Annotated in this window: 1 protein-coding gene (running past one end of the window); it reads right to left on the bottom strand. The window is 72.2% G+C overall.

All coding sequences use genetic code 11. From position 1 onward, the window contains the following. A protein-coding gene (locus N6H00_RS39395) for a type I polyketide synthase (RefSeq protein WP_268976710.1) crosses the window boundary here: on the bottom strand, positions 1 to 26445 show its 5' portion. Its footprint begins 9690 nt before the window's first position; the window shows 26445 of its 36135 coding nt (coding positions 1-26445); it begins with the start codon at positions 26443 to 26445; the stop codon falls past the left edge of the window.

The following is a 26445-nucleotide window of genomic DNA, read 5'->3' as shown; positions in this document are numbered from 1 at the left end:
GTTGGGCGCCGTGAGGCCGTTGGAGGCACCGTCCTGGTTGACGGCGCTTCCGCGGACCACCGCGAGCACGGTGTGGCCGTTGCGCCGCGCCTCCGAGAGCCGTTCCACGACCAGCAGGCCCACGCCCTCGGCGCCGCCCATGCCGTCGGCGGCGTCCGAGAACGGCTTGGAGCGGCCGTCGGCCGCGAGCCCGCGCTGCCGGGAGAAGTCCACGAAGAAGCTGGGCGAGGAGAACACGGTGACACCGCCGGTGAGCGCCATCGAGCACTCTCCGTTGCGCAGCGCCTGCACCGCCAGGTGCAGCGCGACCAGTGACGAGGAGCACGCCGTGTCCACCGTGACCGCCGGGCCCTCCAGGCCCAGGGTGTAGGCGATACGGCCGGAGGCGACACTGGTCGTAGTGCCGGTCAGCAGGTGCCCGTCGAGCCCGTCGGAGCTCTCGGCCAGGCGCGGCCCGTACTCCTGGGCGATGGCACCGACGAACACGCCGACACCGCTGCCGCGCAGGGAGGTGGGGTCGATGCCCGCGCTCTCGAGGGCCTCCCAGGAGGTCTCCAGCAGCAGCCGCTGCTGCGGGTCCATCGCAGTGGCCTCACGCGGGCTGATGCCGAAGAAGTCGGCATCGAACCCGCTCACGTCGGCCAGGAACCCGCCGCCGCGCGCGTAGGCGGTGCCGTAGTGGTCGGGGTCCGGGTCGTACAGGCTCTCCAGGTCCCAGCCGCGGTCCGTGGGGTACCCGCCGATCGCGTCCCCGCCGCCGGACACCAGGTGCCACAGCTCTTCGGGGCCGGCCACCCCGCCCGGGAAGCGGCAGGCCATGCCCACGATCGCGATCGCGTCGTCGTCGGCGGCGGTCGGGGCGGGGGCCAGGTCCCGTACGGCCGTCTCGGCCGCCTGGGCCGTCTCGTCCCCCATCTCGTCCCCGACGAGTTCGGCGTGCAGGTGGCGCACCAGCGTGGTCGGCGTGGGGTAGTCGAAGACCAGCGTGGCGGGCAGCCGCAGGCCGCTGGCGGCGTTGAGCCGGTTGCGCAGCTCGACGCCGGTGAGCGAGTCGAAGCCCAGCTCCCGGAAGGCCCGGTCGGCGGGGATGTCCGCCGGGGTGGCGTGGCCGAGGACGGCGGCGACCTCGGTCTGGACGAGCCGGAGCAGGATGTGGTGCCGCTCGGTCCCGGTGGCGGCGGCGAGCCGTTCGAGCAGGGGCTGCCGGCCGGCTGCCGCCTGGGTGGCGCGCCGCGGCGCCGTGCGAGCCAGCTGCCGCAGGAGCGCGGGCACTTCCTGGTGGCCGCCGATCACGCCGAGGTCCAGCCGGACGGGCACGAGGACGGGCCTCTGGGCGCCCAGCGCGATGCCGAACAGGTCCAGACCGTGCTCGGTCTCGATCGGCAGGACGCCCGTACGGGCCATCCGGTCGCGGTCGGTGGCGTCCAGGTCACCGGTCATCGCGCTGCTCTGCGCCCACAGGCCCCACGCCAGCGACACAGCGGGAAGACCGGCGGCGTGGCGCTGGGTGGCGAAGGCGTCGAGGTAGGCGTTGGCCGCCGCGTAGTTGGCCTGGCCCGGCGTGTTGAAGGTACCAGCGGCGGAGGAGAACAGGACGAAGGCGGCGAGGTCTTCGTCCGCCGTCAGCTCGTGCAGGTTGACGACCGCGTCCGCCTTCGGGCGCAGCACCGTGTCCAGCCGCTCCTGCGTGAGCGAGCCGATGACACCGTCGTCCAGCACACCGGCCGTATGGACCACGCCGGTGAGCGGATGCGCGGCCGGGATCTCCGCCAGCACCTCCGCCAGCGCGTCGCGGTCGGCCACGTCGCAGGCCGCCACCCGCACCGTCGCGCCCAGCTCCGTCAGCCTCCCGACAACGGCCGCGTCCACGCCGCGCCGGCTGACCAGCAGCAGATGCCGGGCGCCGTGCTCGGTGACCAGCCGCTCGGCCACCAGCCCACCCAGGGTGCCACTCGCCCCAGTGACCAAAACGGTACCCCGCGAATCCAGCTCCCGCGGGATCGTCAGCACCACCTTGCCGACGTGCCGCGCCTGGCTGATGAACCGGAACGCCTCCGCGGCCTCCCGGACATCCCACGCCCGTACCGGCAACCGGCCCAACTCACCCCGGTCGAACCACTCCACCAGCTGGGCGAACATGGCGTGGATATGGTCGTTCCCGGCATCGAACAGGTCGAAGGCCTGGTACGACACCGGCATGGTCGCCGCGTCGCGGATATCGGTCTTGCCCATCTCCACGAACCGGCCACCCTCGGCCAACAACCCCACCGACGCGTCCACGAACTCCCCCGCCAGGGAATTGAGCACCACATCGATACCAGCAGGAAACTTCTCAGCGAACTCCAGCGTCCGCGACGACGCAATATGCGCATCATCCAGACCCAACCCCCGCAGCACACCCCACTTACCAGGACTCGCCGTGGCATACACCTCCGCCCCCAGATACCGCGCCAGCTGCACCGCCGCCATACCCACACCACCAGCACCCGCATGAACCAGCACCGACTCACCCGCCCGCAGACCGGCCAGATCCACCAGCCCATACACCGCGGTCAAGAACACCGTCGGCACCGCCGCCGCCTCCGCGAACGACCACCCCCGCGGAACCCGCACCACAAGACGATGATCAGTCACCGCCACCGGACCCAGCCCACCACGCGGGAAAAGACCCATCACCCGGTCCCCGACACCCACCCCGACCACGTCCGAGCCGACAGCCAGCACCACACCCGCACCCTCATTACCCAGCGCACCCGCATCCCCCGGATACATGCCCAACGCATTGAGAACATCCCGGAAGTTCACACCGCCCGCACGCATCGCCACCCGCACATCCCCCGGCGCCAACTCCTCCGCCACATACGGAGCAGGCACCAGCGCCAGACTCTCCAACGTCCCGCGCGCACCCACCTCCAAACGCCACGGCACACCCACAGGCGGCACCAGACCAGACACGGCGGACCGCACCAGACGCGGCACGAGGAACCGGTCCCCACGCACCGCCACCTGCGGCTCACCACACCCCACCACCACGGACACGACATCCGCCACGCCACCCGCGTCCACATCCGCGTCCACGTCCACGATCAGCAGCCGGCCAGGGTGCTCCGCCTGCGCCGAACGCACCAGACCCCACACCGCCGCCGTCACCGGATCGGGCTCCTCGGCGATCGAGCCGCGGGTGACCACGAGGAGGCGCGAGTCGGCAAGGGCCGGCGCGTCCGCCCATCGCTGGATCAGCCGCAGCACCGCGCCGAGGCGCGCGTGCACCTCACCGCCGGGCTCGACCGGGGCGACCACCACGCCGTCGAGCCGTACGCCGCTGTCGATCAGCTCGGCGAGGCCGGCGCAGTCGGTGTCCAGCGTCACGATGTCCGTCGCGGCCACCTGCGGTGCCGGCACCGGCGTCCACCGCAGCTCGAACAACGCGTCGTCGCGCGCGGGGGCCGCAGGAGCCAGCCGCTCCGTGGAGATGGGTTGCAGCCGCAGCACGTCCACCGACACGACAGGCAGACCGGTGGTGTCGTACGCCGCCAGACGCACCGTGTCACCGGCTTCCCGCGACAGGCGCACACGCAGCGCGGAGGCGCCGACCGCGTGCAGCCGTACCCCGGTCCACGCGAACGGCACCCGCAGCCCGGGGTTCTCGCCGTTCTCGCCGTTCTCGTCGTCGGTGGTGTTCGCGGTCTCGAGCAGCAACGCATGCAGAGCGGCGTCCAGCAGTGCCGGGTGGATACCGAAGCCCTCCGCGCCGCCCGGCAGGGCGAGCTCGGCGAACACCTCGTTCCCCTGCTGCCAGGCCGCCGTGAGGCCCTGGAACGCCGGCCCGTAGCCGTAACCCCGGTCGGCCAGCCGCTCGTAGAGCCCGTCCACCGGCACCGGCTGCGCGTCGGCAGGTGGCCACACCGCCAGGACCTCGGCCGGTGGTGCGGCGGCCGCGGCCAGAACGCCGGTCGCGTTCCGGTCCCATGTGCCGTCTCCGCCCTGGGGGCGGGAGTGGACGACGACGGTACGGCGCCCGGTCTCGTCCGGCGCCTCCACGGTCACCTGCACCGCCACCGAGCGGTCCCCGGACAGCACCAGCGGCTGTTCCAGGGTCAGCTCCTCCAGCAACCCGCAGCCGACCTCGTCACCGGCGCGCAACGCCAGCTCCACGAAGGCCGTACCCGGCAGCAGAACCGACCCACCGATCACATGATCCGCCAGCCACGGATGCGTGTACGACGACAACCGCCCGGTCAGCACCACACCGTCCTGCGACGCCGGCACCACCACCGCGCCGAGCAGCGGATGGCCCGCCGACTCCAGCCCCAGCCCGGCCGCATCGGCCGTCCCGCGACCCGCGTCCAGCCAGTACCGCTGGTGCTCGAAGGCGTACGTGGGCAACTCGACCCGCCGCGCACCGAGGCCCTCGAACCACACGGACCAGTCGACATCCGCGCCATGCACATACGCCTGGGCCAGGCTCGTCAGCAACCGCTCCTGATCGTCCTCGCCCCGGCGCAGCGTGCCCAAAGCCACGGCGGAAGTCTCTTGCTGTTCGGCGGTCTGCTCCACCGCGCCGGTCAGCACCGGATGCGGACTGACCTCGATGAACAGCCCGTGCCCCGCCCCCAGCAACGCCCGAACCGCGGCCTCGAAACACACCGGCTCCCGAAGATTCCGCCGCCAGTACCCGGCATCCATCGTGGCCGTGTCCAACAGCTCGCCGGTCACCGTCGAATACAACGGCACCTCGGACGCACGCGGAGACAACCCAGCGACCGCCGCCGCCAACTCCTCACCAATGGCCTCCATCTGGCTGGTGTGGAAAGCGAACACGTCACTGACCCGCCGGACACGAATACCGTCCCCCTCACACGCCTCAGCGAACCCGGCAACCTCCGCCGGTTCCCCCGCGACCACCACCGACGCGGGCCCGTTCACCGCCGCGATCTCCAACCCACCCGACAACCGCTCCCCCACCCCCTCCGCCGACAACGCCACCGACACCATCGCCCCCGCACCCCGCGCACCCACCAGCAACCGGCCCCGCGCCACCACCAGCCTGGCAGCATCCGCCAGCGACAACGCACCAGCCACACACGCCGCCGCGATCTCACCCCGCGAATGCCCCACCACAGCCGACGGACGCACCCCATAGGACTCCCACACCGCCGCCAACGACACCATCACCGCAAACAACACCGGCTGACCCACATCCACCCCATCCAGCGACGGAGCACCCTCCTCACCCCGCACCACCGCCAACAACGACCAATCCACATACGGCTCCAAAGCCGCCGCACACTCCGCCATCCGGCCCGCGAACACCGGCGAACCCTCCAACAAACCCCGGGCCATCCCCACCCACTGCGCACCCTCACCCGAGAACACAAACACCGGACTCTTGCCAGCCTCCGCAGCAGCACGAATCACACCAGGCGCCGCCGTATCGCGGGCGACGGACTCCACTCCGGCGAGCAACACGTCGCGATCCCGCCCGACCACGACCGCACGATGCTCGAACGACGCCCTGCCCGTGGCCAGCGAGAAACCCACATCCACCGGCCGCAGCCCCCAGGCCGCATCGGCCAGCCGCCGCGCCTGTCCCATGAGGCCCGACTCGGTCTTCGCCGAGACCACCCACGGCACCAGGACGTCACCGGTCGGCTCCACCGGCTCGTCCGCGTTCTCGGCCGGGCCCTGCTCCAGCACCACATGCGCGTTGGTGCCGCTGATACCGAACGACGACACCGCCGCCCGGCGCGGCCGGCCCACCTCCGGCCACGCCCGCTCCTCCGTCAGCAGACTCACCGCACCCGCCGACCAATCCACATGCCGCGACGGCTCCCCCACATGCAGCGTGCGCGGCATCCTGCCGTAACGCATCGCCATCACCATCTTGATGATGCCGGCGACACCGGCCGCCGCCTGCGCGTGCCCGATATTCGACTTCACCGAACCCAGCCACAACGGCCGGTCCTCCGGACGGTCCTGACCGTACGTCGCCAGCAGCGCCTGCGCCTCGATCGGATCACCCAACGTCGTACCCGTACCATGCGCCTCCACCAGGTCCACGTCCTTGGCGGTCAGCCGCCCACTGGCCAGCGCCTGCCGGATCACCCGCTGCTGCGACGGACCATTCGGCGCCGTCAGACCATTGGAGGCACCATCCTGGTTCACCGCACTGCCCCGCACCACCGCGAGCACCTGGTGGCCGTTGCGCCGCGCGTCCGACAACCGCTCCACCACCAGCAGACCCACACCCTCGGACCAGCCGGTGCCGTCCGCGGTGTCGGAGAACGGCTTGCAGCGGCCATCCGCCGCCAGACCCCGCTGACGCGAGAACTCCACGAACGTCTGCGGAGTCGCCATCACCGTCGCCCCGCCCGCCAGCGCCAGATCACACTCACCGTTCCGCAGCGCCTGGGCGGCCAGGTGCAGGGCCACCAGGGACGAGGAGCACGCCGTGTCCACCGTCACCGCCGGCCCCTCGAACCCGAAGGTGTACGCCATCCGCCCCGAGGCCACGCTGCCCGCGCTGCCGGTCGACAGCATCCCCTCCAAGCCCTCGGGTGCGCGGTCCAGCCGCGCGGCGTAGTCGCCGTACATCACTCCGGCGAACACGCCCGTGCGGCTGCCCCGCAGTTTCTCCGGGTCCAGGCCCGTGCGCTCCAGCGCCTCCCACGCGGTCTCCAGCAACAACCGCTGCTGCGGATCCGTGGCGGTCGCCTCACGCGGACTGATCCCGAAGAACGCCGCGTCGAACTCCGCCGCGTCGTGCAGAAAACCGCCATGCCTGCTGTACGACTTCCCCACACTCTCCGGGTCCGGGTCATAGAGCCCCTCCACGTCCCAGCCACGGTCGGACGGGAACTCGGTGATCGCGTCCCCGCCCTCGGCCACCAGCCGCCACAGATCCTCCGGCGAGGCCACACCACCCGGATACCGGCACGCCATACCCACGATCGCCACCGGCTCATCGAGCGTGGCGACCGGCGCGGTGACGGCCGACGCGGTGGCGGCCTCGGTGCCGAGGACGTCCCGCAGCAGGTAGTCGGCCAGCGCCTGCGGCGTCGGGTAGTCGAAGACGAGGGTGGCGGGCATCCGCACCCCGGTCGCGTTCTGCAACCGCTGGCGCAACTCCAGCGCGGTGAGCGAGTCGAAGCCCATCGCCTGGAACGCGCGTGAGGTGTCGATCGTGCCGGGCGACGCGTGCCCCAGCACCACCGCCACCTCAGCGCCGACCAGGTCGACGAGGAAGCGCTCGCGGTCGGACTCAGGCATGGTCAGCAGGCGCTGTACGAGAACGGACGACTCCTGGCCCCGTGCGGCCGTACGCCGAGTGGCCCGCACCAGTCCGCGGAGTACGGCGGGCAGGTCGTCCTGTGCGGCCCGCTCCCGCAGCGCGGCCATGTCCAAACGCGCCGGCACCACACACGCCCGCCCCAGCTCCACCGCCGCGTCGAACAGCCCCAAAGCCTCCGCATCCGGCATGGGAACAATCCCCATCCGCGACACACGCTCCAGATCCCGCTCCCCCAAGCCACCACCCATACCGCCCCCAGCAGCCCACAGACCCCACGCCAACGACGTCCCCGCGAGCCCTTCCGAGCGCCGCACCGCCATCAACGCGTCCATGAACGCATTGGCCGCCGCATAAGCGGCCTGACCCGCCGTACCCACCACACCAGCGATCGACGAGAACACCACGAACGCCGACAGATCCAGCCCACGCGTCAGCTCATCCAGCACCAACACCCCATCCACCTTCGGACGCAACACCCCGGCCAACCGCTCACCCGACAACCCCACCAGCACACCGTCATCCAGCACACCCGCCGCATGCACCACCCCCCGCAGCGGATACTCCTCCGGCACCCCCGCCAGCACCTCCGCCATACCCTCACGGTCCGCCACATCACACGACACGAACGACACATCCTCAGCACCAGCAGCCACCAACTCAGCCACCAACCCCTCCACCCCCACACCACTGCGACTCACCAACACCAAACGCCGCACCCCCTGCTCCACCACCAAATGCCGCGCCACCACACCAGCCAACCCACCACTGGCACCCGTCACCAACACCGTCCCCACCGCATCCCACACCGGCCCGACCACACCCGCCCCACCCGACACCCCACCCACCCGCAACAAACGAGGCACCAACACCCCCTCACCCCGCACCGCCACCTGCGGCTCACCACACCCCAACGCCACCGACACCGCACCCCTCAACGAACCGACAGCAAAATCGCCCTCCACATCCACCAGCACCACACGCCCCGGATACTCCGCCTGCGCAGACCGCACCAGACCCCACACCGCAGCCGTCGCCGGATCCGGCACCTCCGCCATCCCACCACGCGTCACCACCACCAACCGCGCACCAGCCAACCCCGGCTCAGCCAAAAACCCCCGCACCACCTCCAGCACACCAACCACCTCAGCACCCGCCACACCACCAGGCTCCACCACCGACACCACCACACCCGGAACCTCACCACACCCGGCCAACCCCGCAACGTCAGCGCAATCCACCCCCAGCACCACCGACTCGACCGCCACCACCGAACCCACCGGCACCGACACCCACCGCACCTCGAACAACGAGTCCTCGCCGGGAGTGGCCGCGGCGGACAGCGCCTGTGGCGACATGGGCTGGGTACGCAGCTCGTCCACCGAGATGACCGGCAGGCCGTCGGCATCGGCGGCGACCAAACGCAGCGCACCCTCGTCACCAGACGAAAGACGCACGCGCAGCGTCGAGGCGGCGACCGCGTGCAGCCGCACCCCGGCCCATGTGAACGGCACCCGCAGCTCGTCGCCGTCGAGCAGCGACGCGTGCAGCGCCGCGTCCAGCAGCGCCGGATGCACACCAAAACCATCAGCCTCGGCCGGCAGGGCCACCTCGGCGAACAGGTCGCCGCCCGCTCGCCACACCGACTCCAGCCCCCGGAAGACCGGCCCGTAGCCATAACCCCGCCCGGCCAGCTCCTCGTAGAAGCCCTCCAGCGACACCGCCTCCGCACCCGCGGGCGGCCACTGCGTCAGTTCGAAGTCCGGCTCGGTACGGTCACCGGCGACCAGGGTGCCGCCGGCGTGCTGCAGCCACTCGGCGGGCGACTGCTCGTTTTCGACCCGGGAGTAGACGCCGACGGGCCGCCGCCCATCGGCCATCTCCCCGACCACCACCTGCACCTGGACCGCCCCGGCCGCCGGGAACACCAGCGGGGCGTACAGCGTCAGCTCCTCCACCGCGTCGCAGCCGACCTCGTCACCGGCGCGCAGCGCCAGCTCCACGAAGGCCGTACCCGGCAGCAGAACCGACTCGCCGATGGTGTGGTCGGCCAGCCACGCATGTGTGTGCGGCGACAGCCGCCCGGTGAGGACGACCGCGGCGTCCGCCTCGGCCACGCTGACCGCCGCACCCAGCAGGGAGTGCCTGGCCGTGCCCAGACCTGCGGACACGACATCCGCGGCCTGGGTGGAGGCCTCCAGCCAGTACCGTCGGCGCTGGAAGGCGTACGTGGGCAGCTCGACCCGCCGCGCACCGGTGCCCTCGAACCACACGGACCAGTCGACATCCGCGCCATGCACATACGCCTGGGCCAGGCTCGTCAGCAACCGCTCCTGATCGTCCTCGCCCCGGCGCAGCGTGCCCAAAGCCACGGCGGAAGTCTCTTGCTGTTCGGCGGTCTGCTCCACCGCGCCGGTCAGTACCGGGTGCGGACTGACCTCGATGAACAGCCCGTGCCCCGCACCCAGCAACGCCCGAACCGCGGCCTCGAAACGCACCGGCTCCCGAAGATTCCGCCGCCAGTACCCGGCATCCATCGTGAGCGTGTCCAGCAACTCGCCGGTCACCGTCGAATACAGCGGCACCTCGGACGCACGCGGAGACAACCCAGCGACCGCCGCCGCCAACTCCTCACCGATGGCCTCCATCTGGCTGGTGTGGAAGGCGAACGCATCACTGACCTGCCGGACACGGATACCGTCCCCCTCACACGCCTCGGCGAACGCGGCCACTTCCGCCGGGTCTCCCGCGACCACCACGGACGCGGGCCCGTTCACCGCCGCGATCTCCAACCCGCCCGACAACCGCTCCCCGACCCGCTCCGCCGACAGCGCCACCGACACCATCGCGCCCGCACCCCGCGCACCCACCAGCAACCGGCCCCGCGCCACCACCAACGCAGCAGCATCCGCCAGCGACAACGCACCAGCCACACACGCCGCCGCGATCTCACCCCGCGAATGGCCCACCACAGCCGACGGACGCACCCCATAGGACTCCCACACCGCCGCCAACGACACCATCACCGCAAACAGCACCGGCTGACCCACATCCACCCCATCCAGCGACGGAGCACCCTCCTCACCCCGCACCACCGCCAACAACGACCAATCCACATACGGCTCCAAAGCCGCCGCACACTCCGCCATCCGACCCGCGAACACCGGCGAACCCTCCAACAAACCCCGGGCCATCCCCACCCACTGCGCACCCTCACCCGAAAACACAAACACCGGACCACCGGACACACCCGTCCCCCGGACCACACCAGCAGCCGACCGCTCCCCGGCCACCGCCACCAGGCCATCCACCAACCTCTCCCGGTCCCGGCCCAGCACCACCACACGATGCTCGAACGACGCCCTGCCCGTGGCCAGCGAGAAACCCACATCCACCGGCCGCAGCCCCCACGCCACGTCCGCCAGCCGCCGCGCCTGTCCCATGAGGCCCGACTCGGTCTTCGCCGAGACCACCCACGGCACCAGACCATCACCCACAGGCTCCAGCGCGGGCCGGGCCTCCGCCGGGGCCTGCTCCACAATCACATGCGCGTTGGTGCCGCTGATCCCGAACGACGACACCGCCGCCCGGCGCGGCCGGCCCACCTCCGGCCACGCCCGCTCCTCCGTCAGCAGACTCACCGCACCCGCCGACCAATCCACATGCCGCGACGGCTCCCCCACATGCAGCGTGCGCGGCATCATGCCGTGACGCATCGCCATCACCATCTTGATGATGCCGGCGACACCGGCCGCGGCCTGGGTGTGCCCGATATTGGACTTGACCGAGCCCAGCCACAGCGGCCGGTCCTCCGGGCGGTCCTGACCGTACGTGGCCAGCAGCGCCTGCGCCTCGATCGGGTCACCCAACGTCGTACCCGTACCATGCGCCTCCACCAGGTCCACGTCCTTGGCGGTCAGCCGGGCGCCGGCCAGCGCCTGCCGGATCACCCGCTGCTGCGACGGACCATTCGGCGCCGTCAACCCATTCGACGCACCATCCTGGTTCACCGCACTGCCCCGCACCACCGCGAGCACCTGGTGGCCGTTGCGCCGCGCGTCCGACAACCGCTCCACCACCAGCAGACCCACACCCTCGGACCAGCCGGTGCCGTCCGCATCGTCCGAGAACGACTTGCACCGGCCGTCCGCCGCCAGACCCCGCTGGCGCGAGAACTCCACGAACGTCTGCGGAGTCGCCATGACCGTGACACCGCCGGCCAGCGCCAGATCACACTCGCCGTTCCGCAGCGCCTGCGCCGCCAGATGGAGTGCCACCAGGGACGACGAGCACGCCGTGTCCACCGTCACCGCCGGGCCCTCGAACCCGAAGGTGTACGAGACCCGTCCGGAGGCCACGCTGCCCGCGCTGCCGGTCGACAGCATTCCCTCGAAGCCCTCGGCGGCCGGTGCCCACGCACCATAGTCGTGGTACATCAGCCCCGCGAACACGCCCGTGCGGCTGCCCCGCAGTTTCTCCGGGTCCAGGCCCGTGCGCTCCAGCGCCTCCCACGCGGTCTCCAGCAGCAACCGCTGCTGCGGATCCGTGGCGGTCGCCTCGCGCGGACTGATCCCGAAGAAGTCCGCGTCGAACTCCGCCGCGTCGTGCAGGAAACCGCCGTGCCTGCTGTAGGACTTCCCGACGCTCTCCGGGTCCGGGTCGTAGAGCCCGTCCACGTCCCAGCCGCGGTCCGAGGGGAACTCGGTGATCGCGTCTCCGCCCTCGGCCACCAGCCGCCACAGGTCTTCGGGCGAGGTCACACCGCCCGGGTAGCGGCAGGCCATGCCCACGATGGCCACCGGCTCATCAAGGGCGGCGGCGACCACGACGTCGGTCGCGGCCGGGTCGGTCGCGGCGTCACCGGCCTCGGTTCCGGCACCGAGGACCTCCAGCAGCAGGTAGTCGGCCAGCGCCTGCGGTGTCGGATAGTCGAAGATAAGAGTGGCGGGCATCCGCGTCGCGGTCTCGTCCTGGATGCGTTCCTTGAGCTCCAGCGCCATCAGCGAGTCGAAGCCCATGTCCTGGAACGGCCGCGATGCCTCGATCGTGTCGGCCGACGCGTGTCCCAGTACGTGCGCGGCCTCGGCGTTCACCAGCTCCCTGAGTGCCGCCTTGCGCCGTTCACCGGCGAGCCCGGCCAGCCGGGCGCCCCACCGCGAGTCGGCATCCTGGCCGACGGAGCCGGCTGCGGCCGGGGTCGCGGTTGCGACCTGCTTGCGGACGGGCGTACGGACCAGTCCGCGGAGTACGGCGGGCAGGTCGTCCTGTGCGGCCCGCTCCCGCAGCGCGGCCATGTCCAAACGCGCCGGCACCACACACGCCCGCCCCAGCTCCACCGCCGCGTCGAACAGCCCCAAAGCCTCCGCATCCGGCATGGGAACAATCCCCATCCGCGACACACGCTCCAGATCCCGCTCCCCCAAGCCACCACCCATACCACCCTCAGCAGCCCACAGACCCCACGCCAACGACGTCCCCGCGAGCCCTTCCGAGCGCCGCACCGCCATCAACGCGTCCATGAACGCATTGGCCGCCGCATAAGCGGCCTGACCCGCCGTACCCACCACACCAGCGATCGACGAGAACACCACGAACGCCGACAGATCCAGCCCACGCGTCAGCTCATCCAGCACCAACGCCCCATCCACCTTGGGACGCAACACCCCGGCCAACCGCTCACCCGACAACCCCACCAGCACACCGTCATCCAGCACACCCGCCGCATGCACCACCCCCCGCAGCGGATACTCCTCCGGCACCCCCGCCAGCACCTCCGCCATACCCTCACGGTCCGCCACATCACACGACACGAACGACACATCCTCAGCACCAGCAGCCACCAACTCAGCCACCAACCCCTCCACCCCCACACCACTGCGACTCACCAACACCAAACGCCGCACCCCCTGCTCCACCACCAAATGCCGCGCCACCACACCAGCCAACCCACCACTGGCACCCGTCACCAACACCGTCCCCACCGCATCCCACACCGGCCCGACCACACCCGCCCCACCCGACACCCCACCCACCCGCAACAAACGAGGCACCAACACCCCCTCACCCCGCACCGCCACCTGCGGCTCACCACACCCCAACGCCACCGACACCGCACCCCTCAACGAACCGACAGCAAAATCGCCCTCCACATCCACCAGCACCACACGCCCCGGATACTCCGCCTGCGCAGACCGCACCAGACCCCACACCGCGGCCGTCGCCGGATCCGGCACCTCCGCCATCCCACCACGCGTCACCACCACCAACCGCGCACCAGCCAACCCCGGCTCAGCCAAGAACCCCCGCACCACCTCCAGCACACCAACCACCTCAGCACCCGCCACACCACCAGGCTCCACCACCGACACCACCACACCCGGAACCTCACCACACCCGGCCAACCCCGCAACGTCAGCGCAATCCACCCCCAGCACCACCGACTCGACCGCCACCACCGAACCCACCGGCACCGACACCCACCGCACCTCGAACAGCGAGTCCTCGCCGGGAGTGATCGCGGCGGACAGCGCCTCGGCCGCGATCGCGCGCAGCGACACCGCCTCGGCGGTGAGGACCGGCCTGCCGGTCTCGTCCGCCACGAGCAGGGCGAGACGGCCGTCGGCCACCGGTGACAGCCGCACCCGTGCCGCCGAGGCGCCGACCGCGTGCAGCCGCACCCCGGTCCACGCGAACGGCACCAGCAGCTCATCACTCCCGGTGTCGAGCAGCGACGCGTGCAGCGCCGCGTCCAGCAGCGCCGGATGCACACCAAAACCATCGGCCTCGGCCGGCAGGACCACCTCGGCGAACAGGTCATCGCCCGCCCGCCACACCGACTCCAGACCCCGGAAGACCGGCCCGTAGCCATAACCCCGCCCGGCCAGCTCCTCGTAGAAGCCCTCCAGCGACACCGCCTCCGCACCCGCGGGCGGCCATGCCTCCAGACCGGTGGCCTCCGGAACCGAGGCGTCGGGGGCGAGCAGACCCGACACGTGCCGGGTCCACGTCTCCTCCGCGAGCCCGTCGGCGTCGGCCTCCGGGGTCTCCGCCACCGAGTGCACCGACACCGGCCGTCGGCCGTCGGCGGCCGCGGCGCCCACGGCCACCTGCACGCGCACCGCGCCGTGGCCCGTCAGCACCAGCGGCGCCTCCAGCGCCATGTCCTCGATGACGCCGCAGCCGACCAGCCCACCGGCGTGCAGGGCCAGTTCGGCGAACGCCGTACCGGGCAGCAGCACCGACCCGCCCACCGCGTGGTCGGCCAGCCAGGGGTGCGTACGCGGCGACAGCCGGCCGGCCAGCACCACCGCGCCGTCGGCGCTGGGCACGCTCACCACCGCGCCCAGCAGCGGGTGTCCGGCGGCGCCCAGGCCGGCGGACGTGACGTCCGCCGACCGGTCCCCGGCGGTCAGCCAGTACCGCTCGTGCTGGAAGGCGTAGGTGGGCAGGCCGACCCGGCGCGCACCGGTGCCGTCCAGGGCCGCCGCCCAGTCGACGGAGCCGCCGTGCGTGTGCAGCTGGGCGAGGGCGCTGAGCAGGGTGCGGGGCTCGTCGTGGTCGGCGCGCAGCGCGGCCACCGCCACCGGCGCGACGGTGCCTGCCGCCGGTCCCTCGGTCTCCGCGTCGTCCGAGGCGAAGGTCTCCTCGGTGAGGGTGGTGAGGGTCGGGTGCGGGCCCAGTTCGAGGTAGTGCGTGACCCCTTCCGCGCGCAGGCGGCGGGTGCTGTCGAGGTAGCGCACGGTCGCCCGGATGTGCTGGGTCCAGTAGTCCGGGCTGGTGAGTTCCTCGTCGGTGGCCGGTTCGCCGGTGACGTTCGAGAGGACGGGAATGGCCGGCGGCCGCAGCCGCACCGAGCCCACGACCGCGCGGAACTCCTCCAGGATCGGGTCCATGTGCGCGGAGTGGAAGGCGTGGCTGACCCGCAGTCGGCTCGCACGCGGCCGGCCGTCCCGCGCCTTCCAGAGCGCGACCAGTTCGTCCACGGCGTCGGAATCGCCGGAGATCACCACCGAGCGGGGGCTGTTGACCGCCGCGATCGACACCCGGTCCGCCTGGTCGGCGACCAGTGCCGCCACCTGCTCCGGCTCTCCGGCGAGGGTCGCCATGGCGCCGCCGTCCGGCAGCCGCTCCATGAGGCGGCCACGCGCGGCGACCACCTTCGCGGCGTCCTCCAGAGACAGCACACCGGCCGCGTGAGCGGCGGTCAGCTCACCGACGGAGTGGCCCACGAGGTAGTCGGGGCGCACCCCGAACGACTCCACCAGCCGGTACAGCGCGGTCTCCACCGCGAACAGTGCCACCTGCGCGTATCCGGTACGGGCCAGCCGCTGTTCGGCCTCCGGCGTGTCCTCGGCGAACAGCACCTCGCGCAGCGGGGTGTCCAGGTGCGGGTCGAGTGCCGCGATGGCGGCGTCGAGCGCGGCGGCGAACACCGGATAGGCCGCGTACAGCTCCCGGCCCATGCCGACGCGCTGGCTGCCCTGGCCGGTGAAGAGCACCGCCGTCTTCGCGGCGCCGAGCGCGTCGGCCGTACCGGTCAGTACGCCGTCGTCCGGCCGGCCCGTGGCGAACGCGGCCAGGCGGCGCAGCAGTTCGTCCCGGTTCCGGCCGAGGACGACCGCGCGGTGCTCGAAGGGCGCCCGTCCGGTGGCCAGCGACAGGCCCACGTCCTCCGGGCGCAGGCCGGGTGCGGCGGCCTCCAGCCGCCGTGCCTGCTCGACCAGGGCGGGCGCGGACTTCGCCGACACCACCCACGGCACCACGCCCGGGTTCGACACGTCCTCCGGGATGGCCGGCGCCTCGTCCTCGGCGGGGGCCTGCTCCAGGATGACGTGGGCGTTGGTGCCGCTGATGCCGAACGACGACACCGCCGCCCGGCGCGGCCGGCCCACCTCCGGCCACGGCTGGTCCTCCGTCAGCAGACTCACCGCACCCGCCGACCAGTCCACGTGGCGCGAGGGTTCGGCCACGTGCAAGGTGCGCGGCAGTACGCCGTACCGCATGGCCAGCACCAGCTTGATGACGCCGGCGACACCGGCGGCGGCCTGCGTGTGCCCGATGTTCGACTTGACCGACCCCAGCCACAGCGGCCGGTCCTCCGGACGGTCCTGGCCGTACGTGGCCAGCAGCGCCTGCGCCTCGATCGGGTCGCCCAGCTTCGTGCCCGTGCCGTGTGCCTCCACCGCGTCGACGTCGGTGGCGCTCAGCCCGGCGTCGGCCAGGGCCTTGCGGATCACACGCTGCTGCGAGGGGCCGTTCGGCGCCGTCAGGCCGTTGCTCGCACCGTCCTGGTTCACCGCCGAGCCCCGCACCACCGCCAGCACCTGGTGTCCGTGGCGGCGCGCGTCCGACAGCCGCTCGACCACCAGCAGGCCGACGCCCTCGGCCCAGCCCGTGCCGTCGGCCGTGTCGGAGAAGGACTTGCACCGGCCGTCCGAGGACAGCCCCTGCTGCCGGGAGAACTCCACGAACATGCCCGGAGAGGACATCACGGTCACGCCGCCCACGAGCGCCATCGAGCACTCGCCGTTGCGCAGCGCCCGGCCCGCCAGGTGCAGCGCGACCAGCGACGAGGAGCACGCCGTGTCCACGGTCACCGCCGGGCCTTCGAGGCCGAGGGCGTAGGCGATACGGCCGGAGGCGACGCTGGTCGTCGTGCCGGTCAGCAGGTGCCCGTCGGCGCCCTCTCCGCCCTCGTGCAGGCGGGGCCCGTACTCCTGGGCGATGGCGCCGACGAACACGCCGATGTCGCCGCCGCGCAGGGCAGTGGGGTCGATGCCCGCGCTCTCGACGGCTTCCCAGGAGGTTTCCAGCAGCAGCCGCTGCTGCGGGTCCATCGCGGTCGCCTCACGCGGGCTGATGCCGAAGAAGCCGGCGTCGAACCCACCCGCGTCGGCGAGGAACCCGCCGTCGCGGGCGTACATCGTGCCGGACCGGCTCAGGTCCGCGTCGAAGAGGCCGTCCAGGTCCCAGCCGCGGTCCGTCGGGAACGCGCCGATCGCGTCCTCGCCGCCGGACACCAGATGCCACAGGTCGTCGGGGCTCTCGACGCCGCCGGGGAAGCGGCAGGCCATGCCCACGATCGCCACCGCGTCCTCGTCGGTGGCGGCCGTCACGGAGGCCGCCTCCCGCGCGGGGGCCACCGTCCCGAGCAACTCCCCCAGCAGGTAGTCGGCCATCGCGGCGAGGTTCGGGTAGTCGAACACCACGGTGGTCGGCAGCCGCAGCCCGGTGGCGGTCATCAGCCGGTTGCGGAACTCGACAGCCGTCAGCGAGTCCAGGCCCAGGTCGTGGAAGGTGCGCTCGGCGGGAATGCCGTCGCCGCTGGTGTGGCCCAGGACGGTGGCCACCTCGCCGCGGATGAGCTGGAGCAGGATGTGGTGCCGGTCGGCCTCCGTGGCGGCGGCGAGCCGGTCGAGCAGGGAGCCGCGCCCCGCCGGGCGGGTCCGCGCGGTACGCCGCGGCGCGGTCCTGGCCAGTTGCTGGAGCAGCGGCGGGACCCCGGCGGCGGCGTCGATCTTCGCGGGGTTCAGCCGCATCGGGATCAGCGTGGGACGGGCGCTGTCCAGCGCCGCGTCGAACAGGGCCATGCCGTGCTCGGTGTCGATCGGCAGCACACCGAGGCGCGCCCACCGGTCGCGGTCGGCGGCGTCCAGTCCTCCGGCCATCCCGCTGGTCTGCCCCCACAGGCCCCAGTCGAGCGAGGCCCCGGCCAGGCCGCGGGCGTGGCGGCGCGCGGCGAACGCGTCGAGGTAGGCGTTGGCCGCCGCGTAGTTGGCCTGCCCCGCCGTACCCATCACGCCGGCGATCGAGGAGAACAGGACGAAGGCGGCGAGGTCTTCGTCCGCCGTCAGCTCGTGCAGGTTGACGACCGCGTCCGCCTTCGGGCGCAGCACCGTGTCCAGCCGCTCCTGCGTGAGCGAGCCGATGACACCGTCGTCCAGCACACCGGCCGTATGGACCACGCCGGTGAGCGGATGCGCGGCCGGGATCTCCGCCAGCACCTCCGCCAGCGCGTCGCGGTCGGCCACGTCGCAGGCCGCCACCCGCACCGTCGCGCCCAGCTCCGTCAGCCTCCCGACAACGGCCGCGTCCACGCCGCGCCGGCTGACCAGCAGCAGATGCCGGGCGCCGTGCTCGGTGACCAGCCGCTCGGCCACCAGCCCACCCAGGGTGCCACTCGCCCCAGTGACCAAAACGGTACCCCGCGAATCCAGCTCCCGCGGGATCGTCAGCACCACCTTGCCGACGTGCCGCGCCTGGCTGATGAACCGGAACGCCTCCGCGGCCTCCCGGACATCCCACGCCCGTACCGGCAACCGGCCCAACTCACCCCGGTCGAACCACTCCACGAGATCGGCCAGCATTTCCCGCAGCCGCCCGGGGCTGACATCGAACAGGTCGAAGGCCTGGTACGACACCGGCATGGTCGCCGCGTCGCGGATATCGGTCTTGCCCATCTCCACGAACCGGCCACCCTCGGCCAACAACCCCACCGACGCGTCCACGAACTCCCCCGCCAGGGAATTGAGCACCACATCGATACCAGCAGGAAACTTCTCAGCGAACTCCAGCGTCCGCGACGACGCAATATGCGCATCATCCAGACCCAACCCCCGCAGCACACCCCACTTACCAGGACTCGCCGTGGCATACACCTCCGCCCCCAGATACCGCGCCAGCTGCACCGCCGCCATACCCACACCACCAGCACCCGCATGAACCAGCACCGACTCACCCGCCCGCAGACCGGCCAGATCCACCAGCCCATACACCGCGGTCAAGAACACCGTCGGCACCGCCGCCGCCTCCGCGAACGACCACCCCCGCGGAACCCGCACCACAAGACGATGATCAGTCACCGCCACCGGACCCAGCCCACCACGCGGGAAAAGACCCATCACCCGGTCCCCGACACCCACCCCGACCACGTCCGAGCCGACAGCCAGCACCACACCCGCACCCTCATTACCCAGCGCACCCGCATCCCCCGGATACATGCCCAACGCATTGAGAACATCCCGGAAGTTCACACCGCCCGCACGCATCGCCACCCGCACATCCCCCGGCGCCAACTCCTCCGCCACATACGGAGCAGGCACCAACGCCAGACTCTCCAACGTCCCGCGCGCACCCACCTCCAAACGCCACGGCACACCCACAGGCGGCACCAGACCAGACACGGCAGACCGCACCAGACGCGGCACGAGCAACCGGTCCCCACGCACCGCCACCTGCGGCTCACCACACCCCACCACCACGGACACAACATCCGCCACGCCACCCGCGTCCACATCCGCGTCCACATCCACGATCAGCAGCCGGCCAGGGTGCTCCGCCTGCGCCGAACGCACCAGACCCCACACCGCCGCCGTCACCGGATCGGGCTCGTCGCCGGCGACCACCGGCACAGCGTGCCGAGTGACGAGTACGAGCCGGGCGTCGACCAGCTCCGGGGCCTCCACGAACAGCTGGATCAGCCGCAGCACCGCGCCGAGGCGCGCGTGCACCTCACCGCCGGACTCGACCGGGGCGACTACGAGTTCCGGCACCGTACCGGCGGTGACCAGCGCATCCAGGTCGTAGTCGGGACCCAGCTCGGCCCACTCCACCGGCCTGCGCTCGGACGGGGGCAGGGATATCCACTGAACGTCGAACAGCGACTGCCGCACGGCGGTGGCCGCGCCCGAGAACTGCTCCGCCACGGCTGCCCGCATGGTCACGGCCTCGGCGGCGAAGACCGGCGCTCCGGCCTCGTCGAACGCCGCCATCGCCACGTTGCCCGCCGCACCGGGCGTCAGCCGTACGCGCAGCGCGGAGGCGCCGACCGCGTGCAGCCGTACCCCGGTCCACGCGAACGGCACCAGCAGCTCATCGCTCCCGGTGTCGAGCAGCACGGCGTGCAGAGCGGCATCCAGCAGCGCCGGGTGCATACCGAACGCGGTCGACGGAGGCTGCGTGCCCTCCGGGAGCGCCAGCTCGGCGAAGAACTCGCCGCCGCCCGTCCGCCACACCGCGCGCAGGCCCCGGAACACCGGGCCGTAGCCATAGCCGCGGCTCGCGAGGCGTTCGTACGCGTCGGCGATATCGACCGGCTCCGCGCCCTCGGGTGGCCATACCCCGAGGCCCTGCTCGGGGACGTCGGCCGCGCCCGCCACCAGAACGCCGGTCGCGTGCTGGGTCATGGGCTCGTCGGTCTCACCCGCGCCCTGGGGGCGGGAGTGGACGACGACGGTACGGCGCCCAGTCTCGTCCGGCGCCTCCACGGTCACCTGCACCGCCACCGAGCGGTCCCCGGACAGCACCAGCGGCTGTTCCAGGGTCAGCTCCTCCAGCAACCCGCAGCCGACCTCATCACCGGCGCGCAACGCCAGCTCCACGAAGGCCGTACCCGGCAGCAGAACCGACCCACCGATCACATGATCCGCCAGCCACGGATGCGTGTACGACGACAACCGCCCGGTCAGCACCACACCGTCCTGCGACGCCGGCACCACCACCGCGCCGAGCAGCGGATGGCCCGCCGACTCCAGCCCCAGCCCGGCCGCATCGGCCGAACTATGCCCCGTCTCCAGCCAGTACCGCCGGCGCTGGAAGGCGTACGTGGGCAACTCGACCCGCCGCGCACCGAGGCCCTCGAACCACACGGCCCAGTCGACATCCGCGCCATGCACGTGCGCCTGGGCCAGGCTCGTCAGCAACCGCGCCCGGTCATCCTCATCCCGCCGCAGCGTGCCCAGGGCGACCACGGGCGCGTCCACGGCCTCGGCGGTCTGCTCCACCGCACCGGTCAGCACCGGATGCGGACTGACCTCGATGAACAGCCCGTGCCCCGCCCCCAGCAACGCCCGAACCGCGGCCTCGAAACACACCGGCTCCCGAAGATTCCGCCGCCAGTACCCGGCGTCCATCGTGGCCGTGTCCAACAGCTCGCCGGTCACCGTCGAATACAACGGCACCTCGGACGCACGCGGAGACAACCCAGCAACCGCCGCCGCCAACTCCTCACCGATGGCCTCCATCTGGCTGGTGTGGAAAGCGAACGCGTCACTGACCTGCCGGACACGAATACCGTCCCGCTCACACGCCTCGGCGAACGCGGCCACCTCCGCCGGGTCTCCCGCGACCACCACGGACGCGGGCCCGTTCACCGCCGCGATCTCCAACCCGCCCGACAACCGCTCCCCGACCCGCTCCGCCGACAGCGCCACCGACACCATCGCGCCCGCACCCCGCGCACCCACCAGCAACCGGCCCCGCGCCACCACCAGCCTGGCAGCATCCGCCAGCGACAACGCACCAGCCACACACGCCGCCGCGATCTCACCCCGCGAATGCCCCACCACAGCCGACGGACGCACCCCATAGGACTCCCACACCGCCGCCAACGACACCATCACCGCAAACAACACCGGCTGACCCACATCCACCCGCTCCAGACACGGGGCACCCTCCTCACCCCGCACCACCGCCAACAACGACCAGTCCACATACGGCTCCAAAGCCGCCGCACACTCCGCCATCCGACCCGCGAACACTGGCGAACCCTCCAGCAAACCCCGGGCCATCCCCACCCACTGCGCACCCTCACCCGAGAACACAAACACCGGACCACCGGACACACCCGTCCCCCGGACCACACCAGCAGCCGACCGCTCCCCGGCCACCGCCACCAGGCCATCCACCAACCTCTCCCGGTCCCGGCCCAGCACCACCACACGATGCTCGAACGACGCCCTGCCCGTGGCCAGCGAGAAACCCACATCCACCGGCCGCAGCCCCGACGCCACGTCCGCCAGCCGCCCCGCCTGCTCCCCCAACGCCGACACCGACTTCGCCGACACCACCCACGGCACCAAACCATCCCCAGCAGGCTCCAGCGCGGGCCGGGCCTCCGCCGGGGCCTGCTCCACAATCACATGCGCGTTGGTGCCGCTGATCCCGAACGACGACACCGCCGCCCGGCGCGGCCGGTCCACCTCCGGCCACGCCCGCTCCTCCGTCAGCAGACTCACCGCACCCGCCGACCAGTCCACATGCCGCGACGGCTCCCCCACATGCAGCGTGCGCGGCAACACACCCTGCCGCATCGCCATCACCATCTTGATCACACCGGTCACGCCCGCCGCCGCCTGCGCGTGCCCGATGTTCGACTTCACCGAACCCAGCCACAACGGCCGGTCCTCCGGACGGCCCTGACCGTAGGTGGCGAGCAGCGCCTCGGCCTCGATCGGGTCACCCAGCGTCGTACCCGTACCGTGCGCCTCCACCACATCCACATCACCGGGACCCAGCCGCCCACTGGCCAGCGCCTGCCGGATCACCCGCTGCTGCGACGGGCCATTCGGCGCCGTCAACCCATTCGACGCACCATCCTGATTCACCGCCGAACCCCGCACCACCGCCAACACCTGGTGGCCGTTGCGCCGCGCGTCCGACAACCGCTCCACCACCAGCAGACCCACACCCTCGGACCACCCCGTACCATCCGCATCGTCCGAGAACGACTTGCACCGGCCATCCGCCGCCAGACCCCGCTGACGCGAGAACTCCACGAACATGCCCGGCGTGGACATCACCGTGACACCGCCCGCCAGCGCCAGATCACACTCACCGTTGCGCACCGCCTGCGCCGCCAGATGGAGTGCGACCAGCGACGACGAACACGCCGTGTCCACCGTCACCGCCGGCCCCTCGAACCCGAAGGTGTACGCCACCCGCCCGGAGGCGACGCTTGAGGTGCTGCCGGTCAGCCGGAGGCCGTCGGTGCCCTCGACCGGTTCGTGCAGCCGGGGCCCGTACTCCATCGAGGTGGCGCCGACGAACACGCCGACGCGGCCGCCGCGCAGGGTGTCGGGGCGGATGCCGGCCCGCTCGACCGCCTCCCAGGAGGTCTCCAGCAGCAGCCGCTGCTGCGGGTCCATGGCGATGGCTTCGCGCGGGCTGATGCCGAAGAACTCGGCGTCGAACTCGCCCGCGGTGTCCAGGAAGCCGCCCCGGCGGACGTAGCTCGTGCCGACACGGTCCTGGTCGGGGTCGTAGAGCGCGGCGAGGTTCCAGCCCCGGTCGGTCGGGAACTCGGCGGTGGCGTCCACGCCGTCGGCCACGGCCTGCCAGAGCTGCTGCGGCGAGGCGATGCCGCCCGGCAGCCGGCAGGCCATACCGACGATGGCGATGGGGTCGCCGTCGACGGCCGTCCGGCGGGTGACGGTCTCCTCGGCGGGGAGCACGCCGAGGATCCGGTCGCGCAGATAGTCGACGAGGGCGTCCGGAGTGGGGTAGTCGAAGAGCAGGCTGCTGGGGAGCCGCAGGCCGGTGGCGGAGGCGAGCCGGTTGCGCAGCTGGACGGAGCGGGCGGAGTCGAAGCCAAGGTCGCGGAAGGTCGTACGGCCCTCGGCGTGCTCGGGGCCGTCGAGTGCGGCCAGGTGCGCGGCCAGCCACTGCGCGAGGAAGCCCTCCGGCTGTTCGAGCAGGCGCTCGCGGAGGGCGAGGGTGGCGGAGCTGACGTGGTCGTCCGCCACGACCGGGGCAGCGGCCCCGGTGGGCTCCTCTCCCACCCAGTAGCGCTCGCGCTGGAAGGCGTAGGTGGGGAGGTCGACGAGGTGGGCGCCGGTGTCCGCGAACGCAACCGTCCAGTCGACGCCGACGCCGGCGACGAACGCCTCGGCGAGCCCGCGCAGCAGCGTCCTGGGCTCCGGCTGGTCCCGGTGGAGCAGCGATACGGCCAGTTCGGACTCGGCGGGTTCGATGACGGGGGTGAGCACGGCGTCGGGGCCGAGTTCGAGGAACCGGGTGGCGCCCTGGGCGCGGAGGGCGGCCACGCCGTCGTGGAAGCGGACGGTGGCACGGACGTGGTCGACCCAGTAGTCCGGCGAGCACAGCTGGTCCGCGGTGGCGACCCGGCCGGTGACGTTGGAGATGACGGGCAGGGTGGGCGGCGCGTACGACAGGCCGCGGGCGACGTCGGCGAAGTCCGCCAGTATGGGTTCCATCAGCGGGGAGTGGGCGGCGATCGAGACGCGCAGCCTGGTGGTCCTGCGGCCCCGCGCGCGAAAGTCCTCGGCGATACGGGCCACGGTCTCGCCGGTGCCGGAGAGCACGAGTTGCGTCGGCCCGTTGATCACGGCGATCGAGACGTCGTCGATGCCGGTGAGTGCCTCGGCGGCCTCCTCCTCGGTCGCCTCGACCACGTACATCGCGCCGCCGTCGGGTAGCGCCTGCATCAGCTCGCCGCGCGCGGCGACGAGGGTGGCCGCGTCGGCGAGGGAGAGCACACCGGAGACGTGGGCGGCGGCGATTTCCCCGAAGGAGTGGCCGATGACGACGTCGGGGGTGACGCCCCAGGAGGTGAGGAGGCGGTACAGGGCGACCTCGACGGCGAAGGTCGCCGGCTGGGTGTACCGCGTCTGGTGGAGCACCGCCGCGTCGTCGCTGTCCGGGTCGGCGAACAGCACGTCCCGCAGGCGCGGTTCGAACTGGGCGCACACCTCGTCCAGAGCCTCGGCGAAGACGGGGTGGGTCCGGTACAGCTCACGGCACATGCCGATGTGCTGCGCCCCCTGGCCGGGGAAGAGGAAGGCGGTGCCGCCGGGCTTGGCGGTGCCACTGACCGCGTCGGCGGCGGGTCCGCCGTCGAGGGCGGCGGTGAGTTCGGCCCGGTCCGCGCCGAGCAGGACGGTGCGGTGCTCGAAGACGGACCGGTTGGCTGCCAGGGAGAGGCCGACGTCGGCGGCGTCGAGGTCGGGGTGCTCCTCCAGGTGGGCGCGCAGTTGCCGCGTCTGGGCGCCCAGCGCGCGTGCGCTGCGCGCGGAGAGGATCCAGGGGAGGTCCCGGCCCAGGGGGGCGGGGGTCCGCTCGGGGGCGGGCGGGCGGCCGGTGTACGGGCCTTCGCCGAGGACGACGTGGCAGTTGGTGCCGCCGATGCCGAACGAGCTGACGCCGGCGACGAGCGTTTCGTCGGGGCGCGGCCAGGCGGCGAGTTCGGTCTGCACCCGCAGGTTCAGCTGTTCCAGCGGGATGTCCGGGTTGGGGGTGCGGAAGTGCAGGTTCGGCGGGAGCCGGCGGTGGCGCAGGGCGAGCGCGGCCTTGAGCAGGCCCACGATGCCGGCGGCGGCCTCCAGGTGGCCGATGTTGGTCTTCGCCGACCCGACCGCCAGGGGAAGCCGGCCGGGGCCGCCCTGGGCGAGGACGGCCGACAGGGCGGCCGCCTCGACGGGGTCGCCGACGGGCGTGCCGGTGCCGTGCAGTTCGACGTACTGGACGGTCTCTGGCGCGGTGCGGGCGTCGGCGTAGGCGCGGCGCAGCACGTCCTGCTGCCCGTGGACGTCGGGGTCGGTGAGCCGCTCGCCGCCGCCGTCGTTGTTGACCGCGCTGCCGCGGATGACGCAGTAGATGGGGTCGCCGTCGGCCACGGCGCGGGCGAGCGGTTTGAGCAGGACGAACGCGCCGCCCTCGCCGCGTACGAAGCCGTCGGCGCTCTCGTCGAAGACGGCGCAGCGGCCGCTGACGGAGAGCGCGCCGAGGCCGGCGGCGGTCTCCATACCGCGCGGCGAGAGGATCAGGTTGACGCCGCCGGCGAGGGCGAGGGTGGATTCGCCGCGCCGCAGGCTCTCGCAGGCCAGGTGCACGGCGACGAGGGAGGATGCCTGGGCGGCGTCGACGGCGAAGCTGGGCCCGGTCAGGCCGAGGGTCCACGACAGGCGGTTGGCGATGATGGCACGGTGCAGGCCGGTGAAGGTGTGCGGTCCGTCGTCGGCGGCGGCGGACAGGGCCGCGTAGTCGTCCTCCATGACGCCGACGAAGACGCCGGTGCGGCTGGAGCGCAGCTGGTCGTCGCGGAGTCCGGCGTCCTCCATCGCCTCCCAGGCCAGTTCCAGGGCGAGCCGCTGCTGGGGGTCCATCGCGGCGGCCTCGTCGGGTGCCACGCCGAAGAACGCGGCGTCGAACTCGTCGACCCTGTCGAGGAAGCCACCGCGCCAGGAGCGGCCGGGGCCGCGCTCGGCGGGCCACGGGGAGACCGCGTCGGTGCCTTCGGTGAGGAGACGCCAGAACTCCGCGGGCCGGGAGGCCGAGGGTACCCGGCACGAGGCTCCGATCACGGCGATCTCGGTGTCGTCCGCCTCGCCACCCGTAACGGGGCCCGTGGTGTGCGTCGGCAT

The sequence above is a fragment of the Streptomyces sp. S465 genome (assembly GCF_026898115.1).
GTDB classification, from domain to species: Bacteria; Actinomycetota; Actinomycetes; order Streptomycetales; family Streptomycetaceae; genus Streptomyces; species Streptomyces luomodiensis.
Note: the sequence above shows the minus strand (reverse complement) of the source record. Positions and strands in the feature narration are given on the sequence as shown.